Annotated in this window: 16 protein-coding genes; 8 read left to right on the top strand and 8 right to left on the bottom strand. The window is 45.6% G+C overall.

The annotated features are described in order from the left end of the window. Positions 1-64 precede the first annotated feature (64 nt). Together grpE and hrcA are read right to left on the bottom strand one after the other, a co-directional pair. Entirely contained in the window at positions 65-712 is a 648-nt protein-coding gene (grpE, locus tag ACRJJO_RS10965; RefSeq protein WP_431065786.1) for a nucleotide exchange factor GrpE, read from the bottom strand. Between the two features lie 70 nt (positions 713-782). After that, positions 783-1,826 (bottom strand): heat-inducible transcriptional repressor HrcA, encoded by a 1,044-nt coding sequence (gene hrcA / locus ACRJJO_RS10960; RefSeq protein WP_431065785.1) that lies wholly within the window; start codon positions 1,824-1,826, stop codon positions 783-785. A 518-nt stretch (positions 1,827-2,344) separates the two neighbouring features. Between hrcA and ACRJJO_RS10955 the strand changes: the two genes are divergently transcribed. From ACRJJO_RS10955 to ACRJJO_RS10935, 5 genes are all read left to right on the top strand, one after another. Beyond that, positions 2,345-3,226 carry an NAD(+) kinase gene (locus tag ACRJJO_RS10955; protein WP_431065784.1) on the top strand — a complete coding sequence of 294 codons (882 nt, stop codon included), beginning with the start codon at positions 2,345-2,347 and terminating at the stop codon, positions 3,224-3,226. 9 nt (positions 3,227-3,235) lie between these two features. After that, complete coding sequence (gene recN, locus ACRJJO_RS10950) at positions 3,236-4,927, top strand: DNA repair protein RecN (RefSeq protein WP_431065783.1); 1,692 nt, start codon at positions 3,236-3,238, stop codon at positions 4,925-4,927. A gap of 17 nt (positions 4,928-4,944) precedes the next feature. Beyond that, positions 4,945-5,970, top strand: coding sequence for an agmatine deiminase family protein (locus ACRJJO_RS10945; RefSeq protein WP_431065782.1), 1,026 nt, complete (start codon positions 4,945-4,947; stop codon positions 5,968-5,970). 301 nt (positions 5,971-6,271) lie between these two features. Beyond that, positions 6,272-7,159, top strand: coding sequence for a carbon-nitrogen hydrolase (locus ACRJJO_RS10940; RefSeq protein WP_431065781.1), 888 nt, complete (start codon positions 6,272-6,274; stop codon positions 7,157-7,159). Positions 7,160-7,534: 375 nt separating this feature from the next. Next, positions 7,535-11,011: a mechanosensitive ion channel domain-containing protein gene (locus ACRJJO_RS10935; protein WP_431065780.1), complete on the top strand. Its 3,477-nt coding sequence runs from the start codon at positions 7,535-7,537 to the stop codon at positions 11,009-11,011. Positions 11,012-11,210: 199 nt separating this feature from the next. Here the strand turns inward: ACRJJO_RS10935 and ACRJJO_RS10930 are convergent, their stop codons facing one another. The 3 genes from ACRJJO_RS10930 to ACRJJO_RS10920 form a co-directional block, all read right to left on the bottom strand. Then, the gene (locus ACRJJO_RS10930; RefSeq protein ID WP_404355267.1) at positions 11,211-11,495 is read right to left on the bottom strand and encodes a hypothetical protein; all 285 of its coding nucleotides are present in this window, start codon (positions 11,493-11,495) and stop codon (positions 11,211-11,213) included. 340 nt (positions 11,496-11,835) lie between these two features. After that, positions 11,836-13,026 carry an NnrS family protein gene (locus tag ACRJJO_RS10925; RefSeq protein ID WP_431065779.1) on the bottom strand — a complete coding sequence of 397 codons (1,191 nt, stop codon included), beginning with the start codon at positions 13,024-13,026 and terminating at the stop codon, positions 11,836-11,838. Beyond that, complete coding sequence (locus tag ACRJJO_RS10920; protein WP_431065778.1) at positions 13,010-13,813, bottom strand: ferritin-like domain-containing protein; 804 nt, start codon at positions 13,811-13,813, stop codon at positions 13,010-13,012. Before ACRJJO_RS10920 ends, ACRJJO_RS10925 begins: the two co-directional genes overlap by 17 nt. A gap of 18 nt (positions 13,814-13,831) precedes the next feature. On the opposite strand from ACRJJO_RS10920, the gene ACRJJO_RS10915 reads away from it, so the two are divergent. The 3 genes from ACRJJO_RS10915 to ACRJJO_RS10905 are packed head-to-tail and all read left to right on the top strand — an operon-like array spanning position 13,832 to position 15,682. Beyond that, complete coding sequence (locus tag ACRJJO_RS10915) at positions 13,832-14,197, top strand: VanZ family protein (protein ID WP_431065777.1); 366 nt, start codon at positions 13,832-13,834, stop codon at positions 14,195-14,197. A gap of 32 nt (positions 14,198-14,229) precedes the next feature. Next, positions 14,230-14,829 (top strand): GNAT family N-acetyltransferase, encoded by a 600-nt coding sequence (locus ACRJJO_RS10910; protein ID WP_431065776.1) that lies wholly within the window; start codon positions 14,230-14,232, stop codon positions 14,827-14,829. Next, complete coding sequence (locus tag ACRJJO_RS10905; RefSeq protein ID WP_431065775.1) at positions 14,819-15,682, top strand: carbon-nitrogen hydrolase family protein; 864 nt, start codon at positions 14,819-14,821, stop codon at positions 15,680-15,682. The genes ACRJJO_RS10910 and ACRJJO_RS10905 overlap by 11 nt, the downstream gene beginning before the upstream one ends. Positions 15,683-15,692: 10 nt before the next feature. On the opposite strand, the gene rpoS is transcribed toward ACRJJO_RS10905, so the two are convergent. From rpoS to ACRJJO_RS10890, 3 genes are read right to left on the bottom strand one after another with little or no spacing between them, the layout of a single operon-like run. After that, positions 15,693-16,676, bottom strand: coding sequence for an RNA polymerase sigma factor RpoS (gene rpoS, locus ACRJJO_RS10900; RefSeq protein ID WP_404355278.1), 984 nt, complete (start codon positions 16,674-16,676; stop codon positions 15,693-15,695). Between the two features lie 45 nt (positions 16,677-16,721). Then, positions 16,722-17,513, bottom strand: a complete 792-nt coding sequence (locus ACRJJO_RS10895; protein ID WP_431065774.1) for a peptidoglycan DD-metalloendopeptidase family protein — start codon at positions 17,511-17,513, stop codon at positions 16,722-16,724. Next, complete coding sequence (locus ACRJJO_RS10890; RefSeq protein ID WP_431065773.1) at positions 17,513-18,013, bottom strand: DnaJ domain-containing protein; 501 nt, start codon at positions 18,011-18,013, stop codon at positions 17,513-17,515. The genes ACRJJO_RS10895 and ACRJJO_RS10890 overlap by 1 nt, the downstream gene beginning before the upstream one ends. Positions 18,014-18,130 lie beyond the last annotated feature (117 nt).

The raw sequence follows: 18,130 nt of genomic DNA, 5'->3' as shown, positions 1-18,130 counted from the left end.
CTCCAGACTTGAGAGTGTATTTAAAAAATTAGTCGATTACGATATGGGGGCAGTTTTAATGTGTTCAAGCCTGTTCATCGATTTTTGGTGTTTCTTGCGGAGGATTGTCTTCAGCTTTGGCGACAACAACCATTGCCGGACGCAACAAGCGCCCATTCAATACATAGCCTTTCTGAAATACATTAATAACCGAGTTCGGTTCGGCATCTGCAGATGGCTGCATAGCCATCGCCTGATGCAACTCAGGATCAAACGGTTGCCCAAGCGGATTAACCACTTCAATATTGAATTTAGAAAAAACGGCTTCGAATTGTTTTAATGTCAATTCGCTGCCTTCTCGAAACTTTTGTACTTCCGGGCTATCACCGATAGCGGCTTGCAAACCAAGCTCTAAACTATCGACAACAGTCAACAGCTCTTTGGCAAAATTTTCCAACGCAAACTTATGGGCGTTTTCCAAATCCTTTTGGGTTCTTCTTTTCAGATTTTCCATTTCCGCTTGTATGCGCAGAACTTTATCCCAATTTTCCGTAGCCTTTTGTTCGGCCTCTTCGAGCTTTTTCGACAACTCTTCGATATCGACCTTTTCAGCCGTCTGCGGCTGATTGTTTTCGTCTATATTGTTATCTAGCTGCGCATCAGCGCTTTGCTCCAAAATAGTCTCGGCTTGCTCGTCCGCTGCCTTTTCCGGCAACTCCTGCTCGTTACTCATTATTAAACTCCGGTTTAAATAAAAAACGGTCCGTATCCACGGAAAAACTCTATTTCAAGAAATGTGGGGCTTATGTTTTGGGATTCAAGGCCGCGCCTAATAATTTTGCCGTTACATCGACAAAAGGAATCACTCTTTCATAAGCCATTCGGGTGGGTCCTATTACGCCTAAAACACCGACTACTTGTTCGTTAATCGAGTACGGTGCGGTAACCAGGCTGCATTGTTCGAATGCGTGATAACCGGACTCCTCACCGATAAAAATTTGTACGCCTTCGGCATTTAAGCATTGATCAAGTAGATGGATAACACCTCGCTTTTGACTGAAAGCATCGAATAATTCCTTGAGCCTCTCCATGTCCGATAATTCGGAAAAACCCATTAGATTCGTCTCGCCGCTTAACACATAATCTTCATCCGACTTTTCGGGATCGAGTGCCAACTTAGCCATTTGCACCGCATCCAACATTTCCCTATTCATTTGTTCTTGGGCGTCTTTGAGCTCTTTCAGAACGGCCTTTCTGACTGCGGCTAGGCTTAACCCGGAATAGACGGAATTTAAATAATTGGCGGCTTGCTGCAATTGTGCAGGCGTAAATTGCTTTGAGGTATGGAGGATTTTATTATGCACTTCCTGTTCATTAGTCACGAAAATGACCAATACGCGGGTGTTGGATAACGGCAAAAACTCGATATGGCGTAAACTGACCAGTTCGCGCTTGGGCAATGTCACGACACCGGCCATCCGCGTGACGTCGGATAATATTCTCGATGCCATCCCGATGACATCATTGACGTTATCTTTAGCAATTAAATTTTTGCGCAAGAGTTTAAGTTCTTCCGAGTTCAGAGGCTTTACCGTGAGCAACGAATCGATAAACAAACGATAGCCACTCACGGTCGGCACCCGGCCTGCACTAGTGTGCGGAGAACGAATTAATCCCATATCTTCCAGATCGGCCATGACATTACGAATCGTTGCAGGACTCAATTTTAATTCGGTATCCTTAGATAATGCACGCGAACCTACCGGTTGTCCGTCTTGGATATAACGTTCAACCAATGCTTTCAATAATTGCAGCGATCTTTCGTTCAACACCTGATTATTATTCACATTAAACCCTCTATCTTATTAGCACTCTACCCCATCGAGTGCCAGCGGCGCAAATTAGCAGCTCCCCCCCTGCTTGTCAATACCAGCAAATATAATAAAAACACCTACTTAGCATAACTCGCGTAACATCCCCCATCACAGACCAAATACCTAGGGTGTCGAAATTTACCGATTTTCATATCAGATAGAATGACTGCTTTATGGATTTTGAGAAAATAACTAGCGCTTTATAGCCTATGATCATCAACAAATTCCAAGATAGTTTGAGCGCCGCAGGGTGCGCATCGCGCACCCTGCGCCTGGCGCTTAAAAATCTATGAACACCAACAATTTCAAAAATATTTTTGAGTTTAAAACGCGGGAACACAGTAATTAGCTAAAAATAGCTTTTTTCGACTACCCCCTTTCATCTTTCCCCTTGCTGCTTGCACCTTTGACCTTTCTTCTTTCACCTTTTAAACCTCACCCCTTGACTTATTGAGTATAATTCGATCAAATCCTTTCTTAAATTAATGACAATGCACAGCTCATTCAAAACCATCGGCATTATCGGTAAAGCCAGCGACCCCGGAATTGCCGAAACTTTAGCGATTCTTTACCGTTATCTTAAACAGCACGACTATGCCGTCATAGTAGACCGCTTGAGCGCTCAATTTTTAACGGACGCCGACGTTGAAAGCTCGGCCATCGAGACTATCGGACAGCGCTGCAACCTGATTATCGCCGCTGGTGGCGACGGTACGTTTTTATCTGCCGCGCGGGCAATCGCCCAATACGACATTCCACTAGTCGGGATCAATTTGGGACGCCTCGGGTTTTTGGTCGACATTTCGCCCTATGAACTATTGCCTAAGCTCAATAACATTTTAACCGGCCATTATAGCGAGGAAAAACGTTACTTATTACGGACCAAAATCATACGCGACCACCGAGTCTTTAGCGAGCAGACTGCCGTTAACGAAGTCGTCGTGCATCGATGGGTAACACCCAGTATGATAGAAATCGTCACGCGCATTAACGGCATCTATCTAAATTCTCAGCGTTCCGACGGCATGATCGTCTCGACTCCGACCGGTTCGACCGCTTATTCGTTGTCGGCGGGCGGTCCTATTTTGCATCCGTCTCTGAATGCCTTGGTTTTGGTACCGCTTAACCCCCATACGTTATCGAATCGCCCAATCGTCATTGACGATTCGGCCGAAATCGAAATCAGCTTCTGTCAAACTAAACAAATCAATGCCTTAGTCACCTGCGATCATCTCGAAATACCCGAAGTATTGATCAGTGATAAAATTTTGATAAAAAAAGACCCGAAACCGATTAGAATTCTCCACCCCGAAGGACACGATTTTTTTGAAATCCTCAGAAAAAAACTCAACTGGAGCGGCGGTTATCCTTAACCCATTTTCATGCTATTAAATCTTTCTATTAACGACCTAGCTGTCGTCAAAACATTAGACCTGGATGTGAACGCCGGAATGTCGGTTTTGACAGGCGAAACCGGCGCTGGAAAGTCGATTTTATTGACCGCACTTGGCTTAGCACTGGGCGATCGAGCCGATTCAGGCTATATTCGGCCGAACAGTAAACGTGCTGAAATCAATTTAGAATTCGATTTATCCGATGCCCCTCTTGCGAAAACATGGCTTGAAGAAAACGAACTGGATGATGATCAACACTGCCTGATTAGGCGAGTTATCAACCATGACGGTCGATCAAAAGCCTATATCAACAATCGCCCAGTTACATTACAAACTTTACAAGAACTGAGCGAAAAGCTAGTTGAAATACACGGACAGCATGCACATTTGACTTTACTTCATAGCGATGAACAACGCCGATTGCTAGATGTGTTTGCCGACAATCAAGCCCTTTTGGAACAGGTCAATACCTATTTTCAACAATGGCAGCAAAACAATCGGGAGTTACAATCTCTGAAAAAAGCCAGTGTCGATAGTATCGAGCGCGAGGAATTATTACGCTACCAACTCGACGAATTACAACAACTCGACTTGAACAACTTCAATTATGCCGAAATTGTGGATGAACACAGTAAACTAGCGCATTTGGAAGAGATTCTATCGACCGGACATCGGCAACTCGATTTGCTCTACGAAAACGACGAACAATCGCTCAATCGTCTGCTGCTGCAATCGACTCATGCTTTGAATGATTTAACGCGTTTTGCGCCGGATATCGAATCTATCAACGGCATTTTAAACGAAGCACAAATTCAGATTGAAGAAGCCGCTCACCAATTGCGTCGTTATTTGGACAACCTAGAAGCCGACCCGTTAAGACTGGAAGTGCTGGAAAATCAAATCGGCATTATTCAAAGTCTCTGCCGTAAGCATCATGTTCAGCCAGAAGAATTGCCTGAGCTAGCTACGCATCTCGAACAAGAACTCAACAACCTGACACACAGCGGCGAACGAATCGATAGCTTGACCGATAAAGTTAAAAAACTGCTCGCTAAATACGGTGAAATAGCGGATCAATTGACACGACAACGCCAACAAGGCGGCCAGCAGTTGCAAACCCGAATTTCGGCGATGATCAAAGAACTCGGCATGCCTCAAGGCGAATTTATAGTGAAAATTTCGCCGCTAGATAGCTCGCTCCCGCGCACCGATGGACAAGATAAAGTGGAATTTCTAGTGAGCGCCAATCCGGGGCTTCCAGCCAAACCCCTAGCTAAAGTTGCATCCGGAGGAGAGTTATCGCGCATTAGTTTAGCGATTCAAGTCACGACTAGTCACGACAAAACCACGCCGACAATGATCTTCGACGAAGTCGACTCCGGAATCGGCGGCGGCATTGCCGAAATTGTCGGACAAAAGCTACGCGCATTGAGCCTCAATCGACAAGTTATGTGCGTTACACATCTGCCACAAGTCGCATCGCAAGCCCATCATCATTTGTATGTGTCCAAAAATAACCGAAGCGATATCACGACATCCAATGTCAGGCCGCTCAACACCGAAGAACGCGTCGAAGAAATCGCTCGAATGCTCGGCGGCGTTAACATTACCGAGAACACCTTGGCCCATGCCCGAGAAATGCTTTTTCAATCGATCTCCGACACTTCGTCGGTTTTATAACATAGGAAAAACAAAGAATGATCCGTTTTCCAGCAGAATGGGAAAAACAATCCGCCGTACTGATTGCATGGCCCGATCAAGCCGGCGATTTCGGGGCGAATCTCAACGACGTCGAACAAAGCTATCGCTTCATCGCGGAAACGATCAGTCGTTATGAATCGTTGATCATCGTGTGCAAGAATGCGGTCCACCAGCAGCTCATTGAAACGCTATTACAAACCGGCAAATCCGCGATTCGCTTCATACATGCCGAGTATAACGACATTTGGGTTCGAGACACCGCATTTCTGACCGTCGAAAAAGACGGCAAGCCGCTGTTCCTGAATTTCCGTTTCAACGGCTGGGGCGGAAAATACGAGCACGCGGCTGACAACGCTTTAAATCGGAATATGCTAAAAAACGCTCCGTTCGCAAGCACCCCACATCTCGATATCGATATGGTACTCGAAGGCGGCAGCGTCGAAAGCGACGGCAAAGGCACGATATTGACGACCAAACAATGCCTGCTCAATCCGAACCGAAATCCGGATTTGAGCAGGGAGCAAATCGAGGCGCAATTACAAAAGCATTTCGGCGCCGAACGCGTGTTGTGGATCGATCAGGAAAATCTTGACGGGGATGACACCGATGCCCATATCGACACGCTCGCTCGCTTCTGTAGCCCCGATACGATCGCCTACACCAGCTGCAACGATCCGTCCGAGAAGCATTACCAAAGCCTGAAAAACATGGAGACTCAGCTTAAGGCGCTAAAAACCGCCAGCGGCGAACCCTACAAATTAGTTGCTCTGGATTTGCCGAAGCCGATTTTAGATGAAGACGGCAAGCGTTTACCCGCCAATTATTCGAACTTTCTGGTCATCAATGATGCTGTCATGGTCCCAGTCTACGATGACCCAATGGATCGAACCGCCGTCGATAAACTAGCCGAATGTTTTCCGCAACACGAAATCATTGCCACGCCCTGTCGGCCGATCGTGCATCAATACGGCAGCCTGCATTGCATGACGATGCAATTTCCGGCAACTATCTCGACAGATTAAGGAATAAGGATTTCGTGATAAATAACGTCGAGGAACTACGGGCTTTGCTGAGGGTTCGGTAGCTCGCCTGATAAGGCGCCATGAATTTTATCCCGCAAAGGGTATAACTGGGCCCGGCAATTGGCGATATAATACCGAACTTTTTCGAACAGCAGTCATATCTCACAATCATGAAATCGAACTTCATCGTCCCGTCAAGCTTTGCTTGTATACACACCAAGCAGAGCTTGGACTATATACACTCCCAAGCTAGGGCTTGGGAGCGAGAGATTTTTCCGAACCGCAGTCATACATCATAATCATGAGCTCGAACATCATCGTCAGCGCGATTCAACAACCTTGTAACGCCGACAAAGCCGGCAATTTAAATCTTTCGATCGACTTAATCAAAGAGGCCAAACAATCCGGTGCTAACTTAGCCGTTTTGCCGGAGTTACATTTAGGTCCGTATTTTTGCCAGAATGAAGATTTCAACTCCTTTGCCACGGCCGAACCGATTCCAGGGCCGAGTACCGAAATACTGTCTCAAGCCGCCAAGGAACATGAAATCGTCATCATATCGACCATATTCGAAAAACGTGCTCCTGGCCTTTATCACAACACTGCCGTCGTTTTCGACACAGACGGTAGCATCGCCGGCAAATACCGCAAGATGCATATTCCCGACGATCCCGGTTATTATGAAAAATATTACTTCACACCCGGCGACATCGGTTTCAAACCGATAGAGACCTCGATCGGTAAATTAGGCGTGATGGTTTGCTGGGACCAATGGTATCCGGAAGGCGCGCGTTTGATGGCACTGGCAGGCGCCGATATTTTGATTTATCCGACCGCGATCGGTTGGGATCCTGCTGATACTAACGAGGAAAAGCAGCGCCAACTCGACGCCTGGATCACAATTCAACGCGCGCACGCGGTCGCTAACGGACTACCGGTCGTTGCCTGCAACCGCATCGGATTCGAAGCATCGCCCGATGACGCCTCGACCGGTATCGAATTCTGGGGCAACAGTTTTATTACTGGGCCGCAAGGCGAATTTCTCGCGCAAGCCGGATCCAGCGAGCAAATCATCCTAACCCAGGAACTGGACCGCGGGCGTAGCGAGCGCGTCAGACAAGTTTGGCCTTATCTACGCGACAGAAGAATTGACGAGTACGGCAATTTAATTAAACGATTTATCGATTAATTATCCTAGGAGCCTGTCCGAGAACAGACTGATCTACTGCGGACAAGCTTCTATATAACGCATTTCATCATGAAGGTAATTATTCACTCCCCCCTCGTTCCCACGCTACAGCGTGGGAACGAGAAATAGAGCTTTCGATCACCCAAGAGGTTATCGGGAATGTTTATACTTCATGTGCTTCAAGGTTAAACTGCCGAATTTGAGATTATTACCTTTGCTAGTCAAATTTAGGCGGATTTTTGCTCCTCAGCAATTGCTCCTGCATTGCCCTAATACACGCCATCCATGGCGTAATACAAAATCCGCATTCGCACCTTCCTTGGCGCTTGCGATATTTGCTCCTGCTATCTCTTATTATCAGACGTTCCATCATCGATGAAAAATATCTGTTCGACAATCCAACCGATCTTTCCGGCAATTCTTGGCTTGCTTATTTTTACTTTACTAAGCAGCTTAATTCCTCAAGTCGTTTTGGCTCAAAGCCAAAACGGCAAGCCTGTAACTTCCGAATATGACCCGGAGAACCTACGCAACAAAATCGAAGTACTCACCGCCCGGGAAGATCTCGACGAAGGCGTCAAAACCAAAACGCTTAAATATTATCAGTCCGCGTTAGACAATCTCGCCAATACCGGAGAGTTTAATTTTCGCAGTGAAAACTACCAAAAAGCCCTGCAACTAGCACCCGATAGAATTAAAAACTTACAAAATGCAATCAAGCAAACCCAACAAAAACTAGAGAAACAAAAGATAGAGGACTTCAGTCACATCCCTATCGAAGAGCTCGAACAACGCCTGATTATCGAAAAAGGCAAAATTAGCAACCTTGACCAACAAACCAAAAGACTCGACGCGCTATTGGCCGAACAGAACAGCCGTCCACAGCAAATTCGCCTAGAAACGGTTGAGGCCAAACAAGATCTCGATGCCGCCCGAAATAAGCTCGAAATCCCGCCAACGTCAGCAGAATCGAAGTTGGAAATTGAAGCCCGGCACATTCATTTAAAAACCTTGATCGAATCACGCACGGCCGAATTAAAAAAGCTGGAAATCGAGGCCGCCAGCAATCCGCTCAGGACCGAAGTCATCAAATCCGAACTGCAATTGTTGGATATGCAGAAGAATCTGCTCGCCCCTGTTATCGCTGCGATAGAAAGCACCCTGTCCGAACGCCGCCAACAAGAAGCCAAGGAAATGCAGAAGGCCCTCGATCAAGCGGAACAGGAGCTAGCCGATAAGCACCCGGTCATACAGGTTGTTACCCGCGAAAACATTCAATACAGTCGGGATCTTCAGGCCATCACAACCAAGATTGAACAAAGCGGCGAACAGAAAAACAAAATCGATAGCAAATCCGCCGAAATTGAGACCGATTTCAAAAGCGCCGAACGCAAAATCAGCTTAGCCGGACTCAGTCCTGCGCTTGGCAAAATACTGAGAGAACAACGGCGTAATTTACCGACCGCCGGGCAATTCTCATTGCAATCCCAGACCATACAGGACGAAACTGCTCAGACCGGCCTTGCGCAATTCAAGATTGAGGATCGACTTAAAGAATTAGCCGATATTGATTTGGAACTAAATAGAATCATGAATTCGGAAGTCGACAACAAGCTACCGGCTAATGAACGAATGATGACACAGGCCGAATTGCGCGTATTGCTCAATAACCAAAAAGACTTACTGAACCGATTATCGGTTGCTTACACGGCTTATTTGCGAACCCTAGGCGATCTAGATTTCGCAAGACAACAAATGCTTAGTCAAGCTGAAAAATTTGCCACTTATCTTGATGAACGTTTGCTGTGGGTGCCGAGTTCCGCTCCGATCGATACCGAGTACCTCATCGACTTATTCGGTTCCTTCCAATGGCTGCTGTCGCCTCTAAACTGGTTAAGCTTTACAAAAGACATCGTTAAAGCCGCAATATCAAAACCGCTGTTAAGTGCCTTTTCGATTATAATTTTAATTGTACTCATGACGGTCAAGGCTAAAGTCAAACATCAATTAACAGCCATTTCAAACCGAATCGGAAAAATCTATACCGACAAATTTTCCTATACATTGATCGCGATGGGCGACATTTTTGTTTTAGCGCTGCCCCTGCCCCTCCTGATTTTTTTAGCCGGCTGGTTATTGGCCGACAATCCTCATGTTACCGATTTTAGTCAAGCTATCGGAGCAGGATTACAGGCCGCCTCCATCCCATTACTCACTCTTGCGGTATTTTATCGACTGTTCGCGCCGCAAGGTGTTGCTCAAAAACATTTTCTATGGCAAGCGAAAAATGCCGGGATATTTCGTAAACAAATTGCTTGGGTACGCTTTGTTGCTGTGCCTGGCGTGTTTCTGACCGAATTGAATGGAAGCTCCGCTATAGCATCGCATAGCGATAATCTCGGGCGATTGGCTGTCATTATCATAATGCTGTCTCTCGCCGCATTTTTATTCAATATCTTAAAGCCATCGAAAGGTGTGTTGCAGGATTATCTTGAAGCGAACCCGAACGGATGGCTTTATCGATCGCGCTATATTTGGTATCCGGCCGCGGTCATCGCCCCCTTAACCATCATTGGGTTTGCGACAGCCGGCTATTATTTGAGCGCACTAGAATTGCAGAACAAATTAATTGTAATGCTGAGGATGATATTTATCAGTATTATTATCTATGAGTTGGTGCTGCGTTGGCTAACCCTGGCTAACCGCCAACTGGCCCTGAAAAACGCACGGCAAAAACGCAAGACTGCCGCTGCCGCGCAAAGCTCGAAACCTACGACTGCAGGCTCCGAAGATAATGTTGTAGTCGCCGAAGAAGAGCTACTGGATATTCCTAAAATCAATGCTCAAACCAAGGCGTTACTCAATGTCTTTATCGGCTTTACGCTTATTGTCGGCTCGTGGATGATATGGCGAAATATTCTGCCGGCCTTCTCGTTTTTCGACAACATCACGTTATGGCAACACCTCGTCACGGTAGATAATCAAGAAGTCTATCAGCCGATAACCCTAACCAATCTGTTTCTGGCCGGCCTCTATGCTTTCATAGCCGGTGTGGCGATCCGCAATTTTCCGGGGGTCATGGAGTTATTGATTTTTCGGCGCGTAACGGTCGACGCCGGCTTTCGTTATGCCGTCAATCACTTGGCCAAATATTTCTTAGTTTCGATCGGCTTTATCGTGGTCGCGAATGAACTGGGCGGCAGCTGGTCGCAAGTGCAATGGCTAGTCGCAGCACTCAGTTTAGGTTTAGGTTTCGGTCTACAGGAAATCTTCGCGAACATGGTTTCCGGCATTATTATTTTGTTCGAGCGACCTATCCGAGTCGGAGACGCCGTAACAATCGGCGAAATCAGCGGCAAAGTTAGCCGCATCCAAATGCGTGCCACAACTGTTATTGATTGGGACCAAAAGGAATTAATCGTACCGAACAAAACATTCATCACCGAACAAATGATCAATTGGACCTTGACCGATCCGACGACACGGTTAGTGATCCCAATCGGTATAGCCTATGGTTCCGATATCGAACTAGCCCATAAAGTCATGCTGGAAACGGTTCGATCTACACCCTTGGTTTTGCAAGATCCAGAACCCAGTGTGCTGATGCTTGGCTTCGGCGACAGTTCTTTAGATTTTTCGATCCGGGTTTATGTTAGCGAATTGGCGCACCGACTACCGGTTACCCATGACATCCATTTCCGAATCGATCATGCCTTTCGCGAAAATCATATTGAAATTCCATTTCCGCAACGCGACCTTCATATCCGCTCGATCGTGGAAAACCCGGCAAATGGGCAAATAGCGTCGCCGTATCAGGCCACTTCGGAAATTCCGATATCTCAAACAACTTGAAATAAATCTTCAACCTAGAAAAAGCATTTCACCCTGAAGATCATGAAGAATACCAAGTTAATTCAACAACTTGTTACGCGTTCGCATAAAACTTTCGCTCACCCAATAGCCTGGCAGGGGCTCAAACAACCTATTGAATTACTCAATGAACTTCATGTGCTTCATGGTTAAACTGCAGAATTTAGTTTTCACAAACTTGTCATTCTCCGGTCCATTCCTGCAATGCGGCAATAATACTTTTGGCTTGATCCGTACTGGAAATATTGAATTTGGATTTTTGTTGATATTCGCCGTTGCGTTTTTGATAACGGCGAATTGTATATTTATCCGGGCCGTAAGATTCTTTCTTGCGATCCCAATCTTGATAACGATAGATCACCGTCGCCCAAGCGCCTTTACTCAATACTTTTTTATCGAGTTCCTTGACGGTTTCAATACCGCCATCTTCGTAGGTGACAGTCAATTCATCTACAGTTTCAGCCATACAATCTCCAATAAGTTAAGTTTAAAAAACGTCTATCCTGTATCGTTTCTTTGTCATAAAAAGATTCGGTATATCCTTACGCCGAATCATGCGATATTTTATGAAGCTTTCGGTTACTCACATAACAAAGCTCATAGATCCAAGAGGTTATTTACTCCCTTTATACTCAAAAATTAACTTTATGAAGGTATGGGGGTGTGGCTAGCGAGGATGTCGGCAGCAGGGAGCGCTACCGTCAAGCCCCCATGGACGGGGTTACGGCGTTCCTCGATAGATAGATCCCATACCTTTTATTCTTAGACGGTTTTTCAATCAAAAGGGAGTATCACGAAATCCTTAGCTAGTCGGGTTTGCCGTCGATTCTAGGTGCCAATAAAATTGGCGCGTATACAAACACAAACAAGGCAAAGGCCGCCAGCCAAGCCAGTGTCGAAATATAAACAAACTGACTATACCAAGCAGGTAACAAAGCGGGAAGAACAACCCGAACAAAAGCGGATAAATTTAATAGAACAAAAGCGGTCACAATGATATTCGAAACCCTCATAACTCGCCCCGTATGCCCCAGAGACACTCTGACCATCATGCCCAAGGTCAATACACCGATTCCCCCCAGCGTAAACGCATGCAAAACTAAAGAATATGAAATCTTTGCATAAGCCGCCAAAACAGTTAAGCCGAACCCCAAAATGATCCATCCGTAACCGATATATAATATCCATAACAACGGCACATACCAAACTTGCCGCACATGCCAACCGGCAATACGCACAAGATTGACTACCAAAGCGGCAATCGCACTCACAGCAAGAATGTGCCCGGATATACCGGCCATTTGCAACAAGAAAACCGAGGCGGCGGAAACAATCGACAAGACGTCTAAAAGCGGATTGCGAATCGCGATAACGCCCTTTAAACCGCGTTCGGTAAAAAAAGGAAAAACACGTCCGGCAACGACCAAAATCATCACGATGATAATAGCCAAAAGCATATTAAGCCCCAGCATCGCCGTACTTTCATAAATATCAAGCATTTCAAGATGAACTAAAGCATTAGCCGCCGTCATCAACGCCAATAAAACTATGAAAACCAAGCTCTTGTTATGATCTGATCGCATAATCGGTTGACTGACCGAATAAGCCAACACCGGTAAAAATGCAAAATCGGTCAACGCGATCAAAAAATCCGGTAATAACTCGGCATAAAAAGGCAAAATTCGGCCGTACAACCAAAGCAAACAAAGTCCGGCCAAACGATCACCGCTGGCCGTTGCATGTCCGGTCCAATTTTTCACGGCAGTTAACAAAAAGCCGGCAATGACAGCCACCGAATAACCAACCAGCATTTCATGCGCATGCCAGATATTCGGTGCATAATAATTTTGAACCGTAAACTCGCCTTTATAAATGGCATTCCATAACAAAATCAGCAATAACGCGAATAAACCGGCCAATATAAAAAATGGCCTGAACCCCAAACCAAAGACCGGGTAATCAAATACAGGCGTCGAATTACTATTGTTTTTGTTCATATTCCAGCCAATCCAGTTCAGCATCCGAGAAGCCTGCGATTATACGCATTTCGCGATTAAATGGGCCTTTCGGTTTGCCTTTGAAGTAATGATTGATAAGTTTTTTATAGGTTTCACTAGGGTCGAGCGATTGTTGGCGGCACTGATATTCGAACCATTTCGAACCTAATTGCACATGACCGACTTCATCATTCAAAATTCGGGTTAAAATCGTCACGCCTTGAGTATGACCCAGCGCTTCAAGTTTTTCGATCATCGCCGGCGTTACATCCAGACCGCGCGCTTCCAAGCAGCGCGGCACAATAGCCAATCTTGCCAATAAATCGCTATGGGTATCTTGAGCATGATCCCATAAACCGCCATGTGCCGGCAAATCGCCATAATCGCAACCGAGTGTCGCAAGATGGTTGCGTAATAACGTAAAATGTTGCGCCTCTTCATCGGCTACGCGTAGCCAATCCCGATAAAACTCGTTGGGCAAGCCGCGAAATCGGTAAATAATATCCCAGGCCAGATAAATTGCAACGAACTCGATATGCACCAAGGCATGAAAAAATGCCGCAAGGCCTTCCGGAGTCGTCAATTGCCGTCGCGGCATCTGTTTCGGCGGCAACCATAGCGGCTTATCGGGAAATCGCGTGGCATTTATAGGTTTAGGCTTGTCTATCGATTCATAACTGAGTAAGCCGTCTTTGCAAAATTGCCAAGCCTGGTGAGTTTGCGACAACTTTTCCGGAATCGAGGCATGGAACAAGCAGTTTTCGGCTGTTCGAAATATGTTTTTCATTACCAAGGAATTCAAACGATGACTAAATTTAGGGATTTTTTACTCTTGGCTTTGTACTGCGGCTTTATTTTTTGGCTATCGCATCAACCTTCCCTGCCTGCGCCAATGTGGTTCGAGCATCAAGACAAACTGTATCATGCCGGCGCCTATTTTATTCTGGCTTTTTTCACCTGGCGTTTATTAACACACTTTATTTCGACTCCTCGGCACTTGGCTGTTGTGAGCCTTTTATTCTGCAGCATATACGGAATCAGCGACGAATGGCACCAATCTTTCGTCGACGGACGTTCTTCGGATGTTCTCGATTGGCTTGCCGATACGTTAGGCGCCGCATTTGCACTATTCATTCTGTATCAATTCACATCCCGCAGTCGCTTCCGTTAAAATATCCGTTTTTTTAAAAGCAGGTTAACACGATGTCTAACAACATACGCATTGAAAGATGGAGCGGAAAAGATTTGGAGAAATACATCTCCGACCTTGCTCGCCTTCGTATCGAAGTCTTTCATGGTTTTCCCTATCTTTACGATGGCGATTACGACTATGAGAAGAAATATTTGCAAACCTATATCGATTGCCCGGAAAGCGTGATCGTATTGGCATTCGACGGCGATAAAATCATCGGCGCATCAACCGCGATTCCCATGAAATATGAAACCGACGAAGTCAAAAAGCCTTTTATCGAGCACGGCTATAATCCGGATGAAATTTTTTATTGCGGCGAGTCGGTTTTGAATAAAAATTATCGAGGCCTCGGCATCGGCGTCAAATTTTTCGAACAACGCGAAGCGCATGCCAGTGATCTGGGCGGTTTCAAACATATTTGTTTTTGTTGTGTCGAGCGCCCCAACAACCATCCCCGCCGCCCCGCCGATTACGTCCCGCTCGACAAGTTCTGGAACAAGCGCGGCTATTTCAAGCACCCGGAGCTACAAACAACTTATACTTGGAAAGACCTGGACGATGAAACCGAAACCCCTAAGCTGATGACATTCTGGTTGAAACATGACGATTAAAATAGCGGCTGCGCAATACGATATCGGCTTTCTCGAAACCTGGGCCAATTATCAAAGCAAAATCGAACGCTGGGTTCAGGAAGCCGCCGATGAAGGCGCAAAAATTTTAGTATTTCCGGAATACGGCAGCATGGAATTAGCTTCGCTTTTTTCGGAAGAAATATACAAGTCGTTGGAAAAACAACTGGATGCCATACAAAGCCTGCATGACGCTTATGTCGACTTATACCGATCGCTGGCACAGCAATATTCTTGCTATATCCAGGCTGGAACGTTTCCAGTCAAAATCGAAAACGGAGACTATCGGAACCGCGCATATTTATTCTGGCCCGATGGTCGCTACGATTTTCAGGATAAATTACAGATGACACGCTTCGAAAACGAGCAGTGGTTGATCAAAAGCGGTGTAGCATTAAAATGTTTCGACACCGAATACGGCAAAATCGCGATCAATGTTTGCTATGACAGCGAATTTCCGCTGCTGGCCAGAAAACAAGTTGAAGCCGGCGCAAACCTGATTTTGGTACCGAGTTGTACCGATACCGTGGCGGGTTATCATCGTGTGAGAATCGGCTGCCAGGCAAGAGCCTTAGAAAATCAATGCTTTGTCGTACAGTCGCCGACAGTCGGCAACGCTCTATGGTCGGAGGCGGTCGATGTCAATGTGGGTGCTGCAGCGATTTATACGCCTGTCGATCGAGGGTTTCCAGACAACGGTATTGCCGCGATAGGTGAATTGAATGCCACGCAATGGGTCTATGCCGATATTTCATTGGCCGAGATTGCGAAAGTCCGTGCAGAAGGCCAAGTCTGTAATTACAGAGATTGGCCTTTGCAAGAAAGATTCATTTAAATCAAACCCATTAGTGAAAAATAGACTCAAAGGAATAGCCGCCGAATTCCAATATTTCTTTGAGTCTTTTTAAACCGTCCATCTGAATCTGCCTGACTCTTTCCCGGGTGACCCCCAGCTCTTGAGCAACTTGTTCCAGAGTCGCCGACTCATGACCGCACAACCCATAGCGCCGACAAATGACTTCGCGTTGCTTTTCCGAAAGCTGATAGATCCAGTTCGTGACATTATCCTTGATACCTTCTTCTTGCAGGGTTTCGGTTGGAGACATGCTCCATTCATCAGAAATCGATTCAACTAACGGCTTATCAAAATCCTTTCCGGCCGGAACATCCACGGAGCTAACGCGCTCGTTTAATTTAAGCATTTTTTCGACGGTTTTGACTGGCTTATCAAGATGACGGGCGATATCTTCGGCATTCGGCTCATGATCAAGAATTTGCGCTAATTGTCTTTGCGCTTTGAGATAAACGTTCATCTCTTTAACAATATGGATCGGAAGCCTAATCGTACGAGTCTGATTCATGATCGCTCTTTCAATGGTTTGTCTTATCCACCAAGTGGCGTAAGTCGAAAACCTGAATCCTCGCTCGGGATCGAATTTTTCAACCGCCCTAATCAAGCCGAGATTGCCTTCTTCGATCAGATCCAGTAAAGGCAACCCTCGATTTAAATAACGGCGAGAAATTTTTACGACTAGCCGAAGGTTGCTTTCGATCATGATTTTACGAGCCTCTTCATCGCCCCGTAAAACCCTTTTGCCGTACATTTTTTCTTGATCGGCAGTCAGTAATTTCGATCGACCCAGTTCATTCAAATAAAAACGTGTAGCATCGAATGTATAATCATTCTGGGAATCGTCAACGACTACATCTTCTATAACAGACACTTCCTCGAGACACAAACTTTGATCATCTTCATCTTCGAAAACGAGATCATCTGAGAGCGCACCGTGCGGTTTAATGGAAGTAACCTCAACGAATTCTTCTTTCATTATTATTAACCCCCAGGTTAATCGGCTATTGCCGAAGTGGTTTCGTCAATTTTTCGGCAAATACTCGAGTGGATTTACCGGATTTCCGTTTTTTCTTATTTCGAAATGCAGCGCGGCTTGCCCCGACGCTGATTTACCTAATTCAGCTATTTTTTGGCCTTTTTCCACATATTCTCCCTCTTCGACCAGCAATAGACTGTTATTGGCATAAGCACTCATGTACATTTCATTATGTTTAACGATGAGTAGATTTCCATAGCCGATTAAACCTGTACCGCTATAAACGACTTTACCTGCTTCCGTCGCCTTAACCGACTGACCTAAACGACCTGAGATATCTATTCCTTTTCTTCCGGATTGAGAAAATTTTTTTAGTACCTTTCCGGTAATCGGCCACTGCCAGTGCAACTTTAACAATTTTTTCTTATCATTTGAAACTATTGATTTTTTTTGTGACGAATTTCTCTTTTTAACTGGGGCCCGCACTAAGCTTCCCGGGTCATTTGAAGGTTTGACGACAGTAGGTTTTTCGGGACCTGAATCAAACATTTTGAGCGTCTGACCGACCAATATTTTGTAAGGCGGTTTAATCCCGTTCCAGGCAGCAAGCACCTGATAACCATGTCCCGATCGAAACCCGATTGAATAAAGCGTATCTCCTGGTTGGACGATATAATAAGCGGAGTCAATCGTTGCTTTAGTCGGTTGGGGCCTTGATATGGAGGGGGTCGTCGCAACTTCCGAATCCGGTAAAACGACCTGCCCACAAGAAACAGCAACCCCGGCAAGCATCAATACCCAGCAATCGAGACGTGCAACTAATTTAAATAAAAACATTAGGCTACATACTTTAATAATAAATCTTTTGCTTGATTGATCTTAGACGACAAATAACCCGAGCCCCCCCGATCCGGGTGTAGTTTTTGCATTAACTTTCTATGCGCGGCAATAATATCCTGACGAGTTGCCCCTTGTTTTAATCCTAAAATCTCGTAAGCTTCTTCAACCGACATCGCGGCATTGCTAGATCTCGAATAATGGCGTGCTTCGCTGCTTTGCTTGCCCGATTTAAACATAAACCAAAGTTTCTGTAATGCTGGGGCATAGTACAGCAAAGCGGGAACAAACCTAGTCAAGGCAGCAACCAAGATACCCAAAAATGCCAACAACCAATTAAGCTTTCCTGTCGCGCCAAGATATAGCAGAACCAATCCGATGAAAACGGCGATTATCAGTTTTATATAACGAGCCACAACTTCAGGTGGACGGCTTAAAAACCCGCGTAATAACCAAAAAAAGACCGCTAGCGCCAATATCGCCAAATAGATCCGAACCAAAAATACTCTCCGATTAAAATGATCCGCTTATTGAAATAATTGTAATTATTCAGCATAAGTCATGTATGAGAAGGTGTCAGGCATTGATTTATAAGGCTGTCTGCAACAGGACGTTGC

This window comes from Methylotuvimicrobium sp., from assembly GCF_050611805.1.
Taxonomy (GTDB): Bacteria; Pseudomonadota; Gammaproteobacteria; order Methylococcales; family Methylomonadaceae; genus Methylotuvimicrobium.
This window is presented reverse-complemented; position numbering and strand designations above follow the sequence as displayed.

Bases quoted from the DNA above. Each gene is read 5' to 3' on its own strand.
- ACRJJO_RS10895 (WP_431065774.1), bottom strand. From the start codon at position 17,513: ATGTTTTTATTTAAATTAGTTGCACGTCTCGATTGCTGGGTATTGATG.
- ACRJJO_RS10955 (WP_431065784.1), top strand. From the start codon at position 2,345: ATGCACAGCTCATTCAAAACCATCGGCATTATCGGTAAAGCCAGCGAC.
- ACRJJO_RS10935 (WP_431065780.1), top strand. From the start codon at position 7,535: ATGAAAAATATCTGTTCGACAATCCAACCGATCTTTCCGGCAATTCTT.
- ACRJJO_RS10940 (WP_431065781.1), top strand. From the start codon at position 6,272: ATGAGCTCGAACATCATCGTCAGCGCGATTCAACAACCTTGTAACGCC.
- ACRJJO_RS10910 (WP_431065776.1), top strand. From the start codon at position 14,230: ATGTCTAACAACATACGCATTGAAAGATGGAGCGGAAAAGATTTGGAG.
- ACRJJO_RS10915 (WP_431065777.1), top strand. From the start codon at position 13,832: ATGACTAAATTTAGGGATTTTTTACTCTTGGCTTTGTACTGCGGCTTT.
- grpE (WP_431065786.1), bottom strand. From the start codon at position 712: ATGAGTAACGAGCAGGAGTTGCCGGAAAAGGCAGCGGACGAGCAAGCC.
- ACRJJO_RS10945 (WP_431065782.1), top strand. From the start codon at position 4,945: ATGATCCGTTTTCCAGCAGAATGGGAAAAACAATCCGCCGTACTGATT.
- recN (WP_431065783.1), top strand. From the start codon at position 3,236: ATGCTATTAAATCTTTCTATTAACGACCTAGCTGTCGTCAAAACATTA.
- ACRJJO_RS10925 (WP_431065779.1), bottom strand. From the start codon at position 13,026: ATGAACAAAAACAATAGTAATTCGACGCCTGTATTTGATTACCCGGTC.
- rpoS (WP_404355278.1), bottom strand. From the start codon at position 16,676: ATGAAAGAAGAATTCGTTGAGGTTACTTCCATTAAACCGCACGGTGCG.
- ACRJJO_RS10930 (WP_404355267.1), bottom strand. From the start codon at position 11,495: ATGGCTGAAACTGTAGATGAATTGACTGTCACCTACGAAGATGGCGGT.
- ACRJJO_RS10905 (WP_431065775.1), top strand. From the start codon at position 14,819: ATGACGATTAAAATAGCGGCTGCGCAATACGATATCGGCTTTCTCGAA.
- ACRJJO_RS10920 (WP_431065778.1), bottom strand. From the start codon at position 13,813: ATGAAAAACATATTTCGAACAGCCGAAAACTGCTTGTTCCATGCCTCG.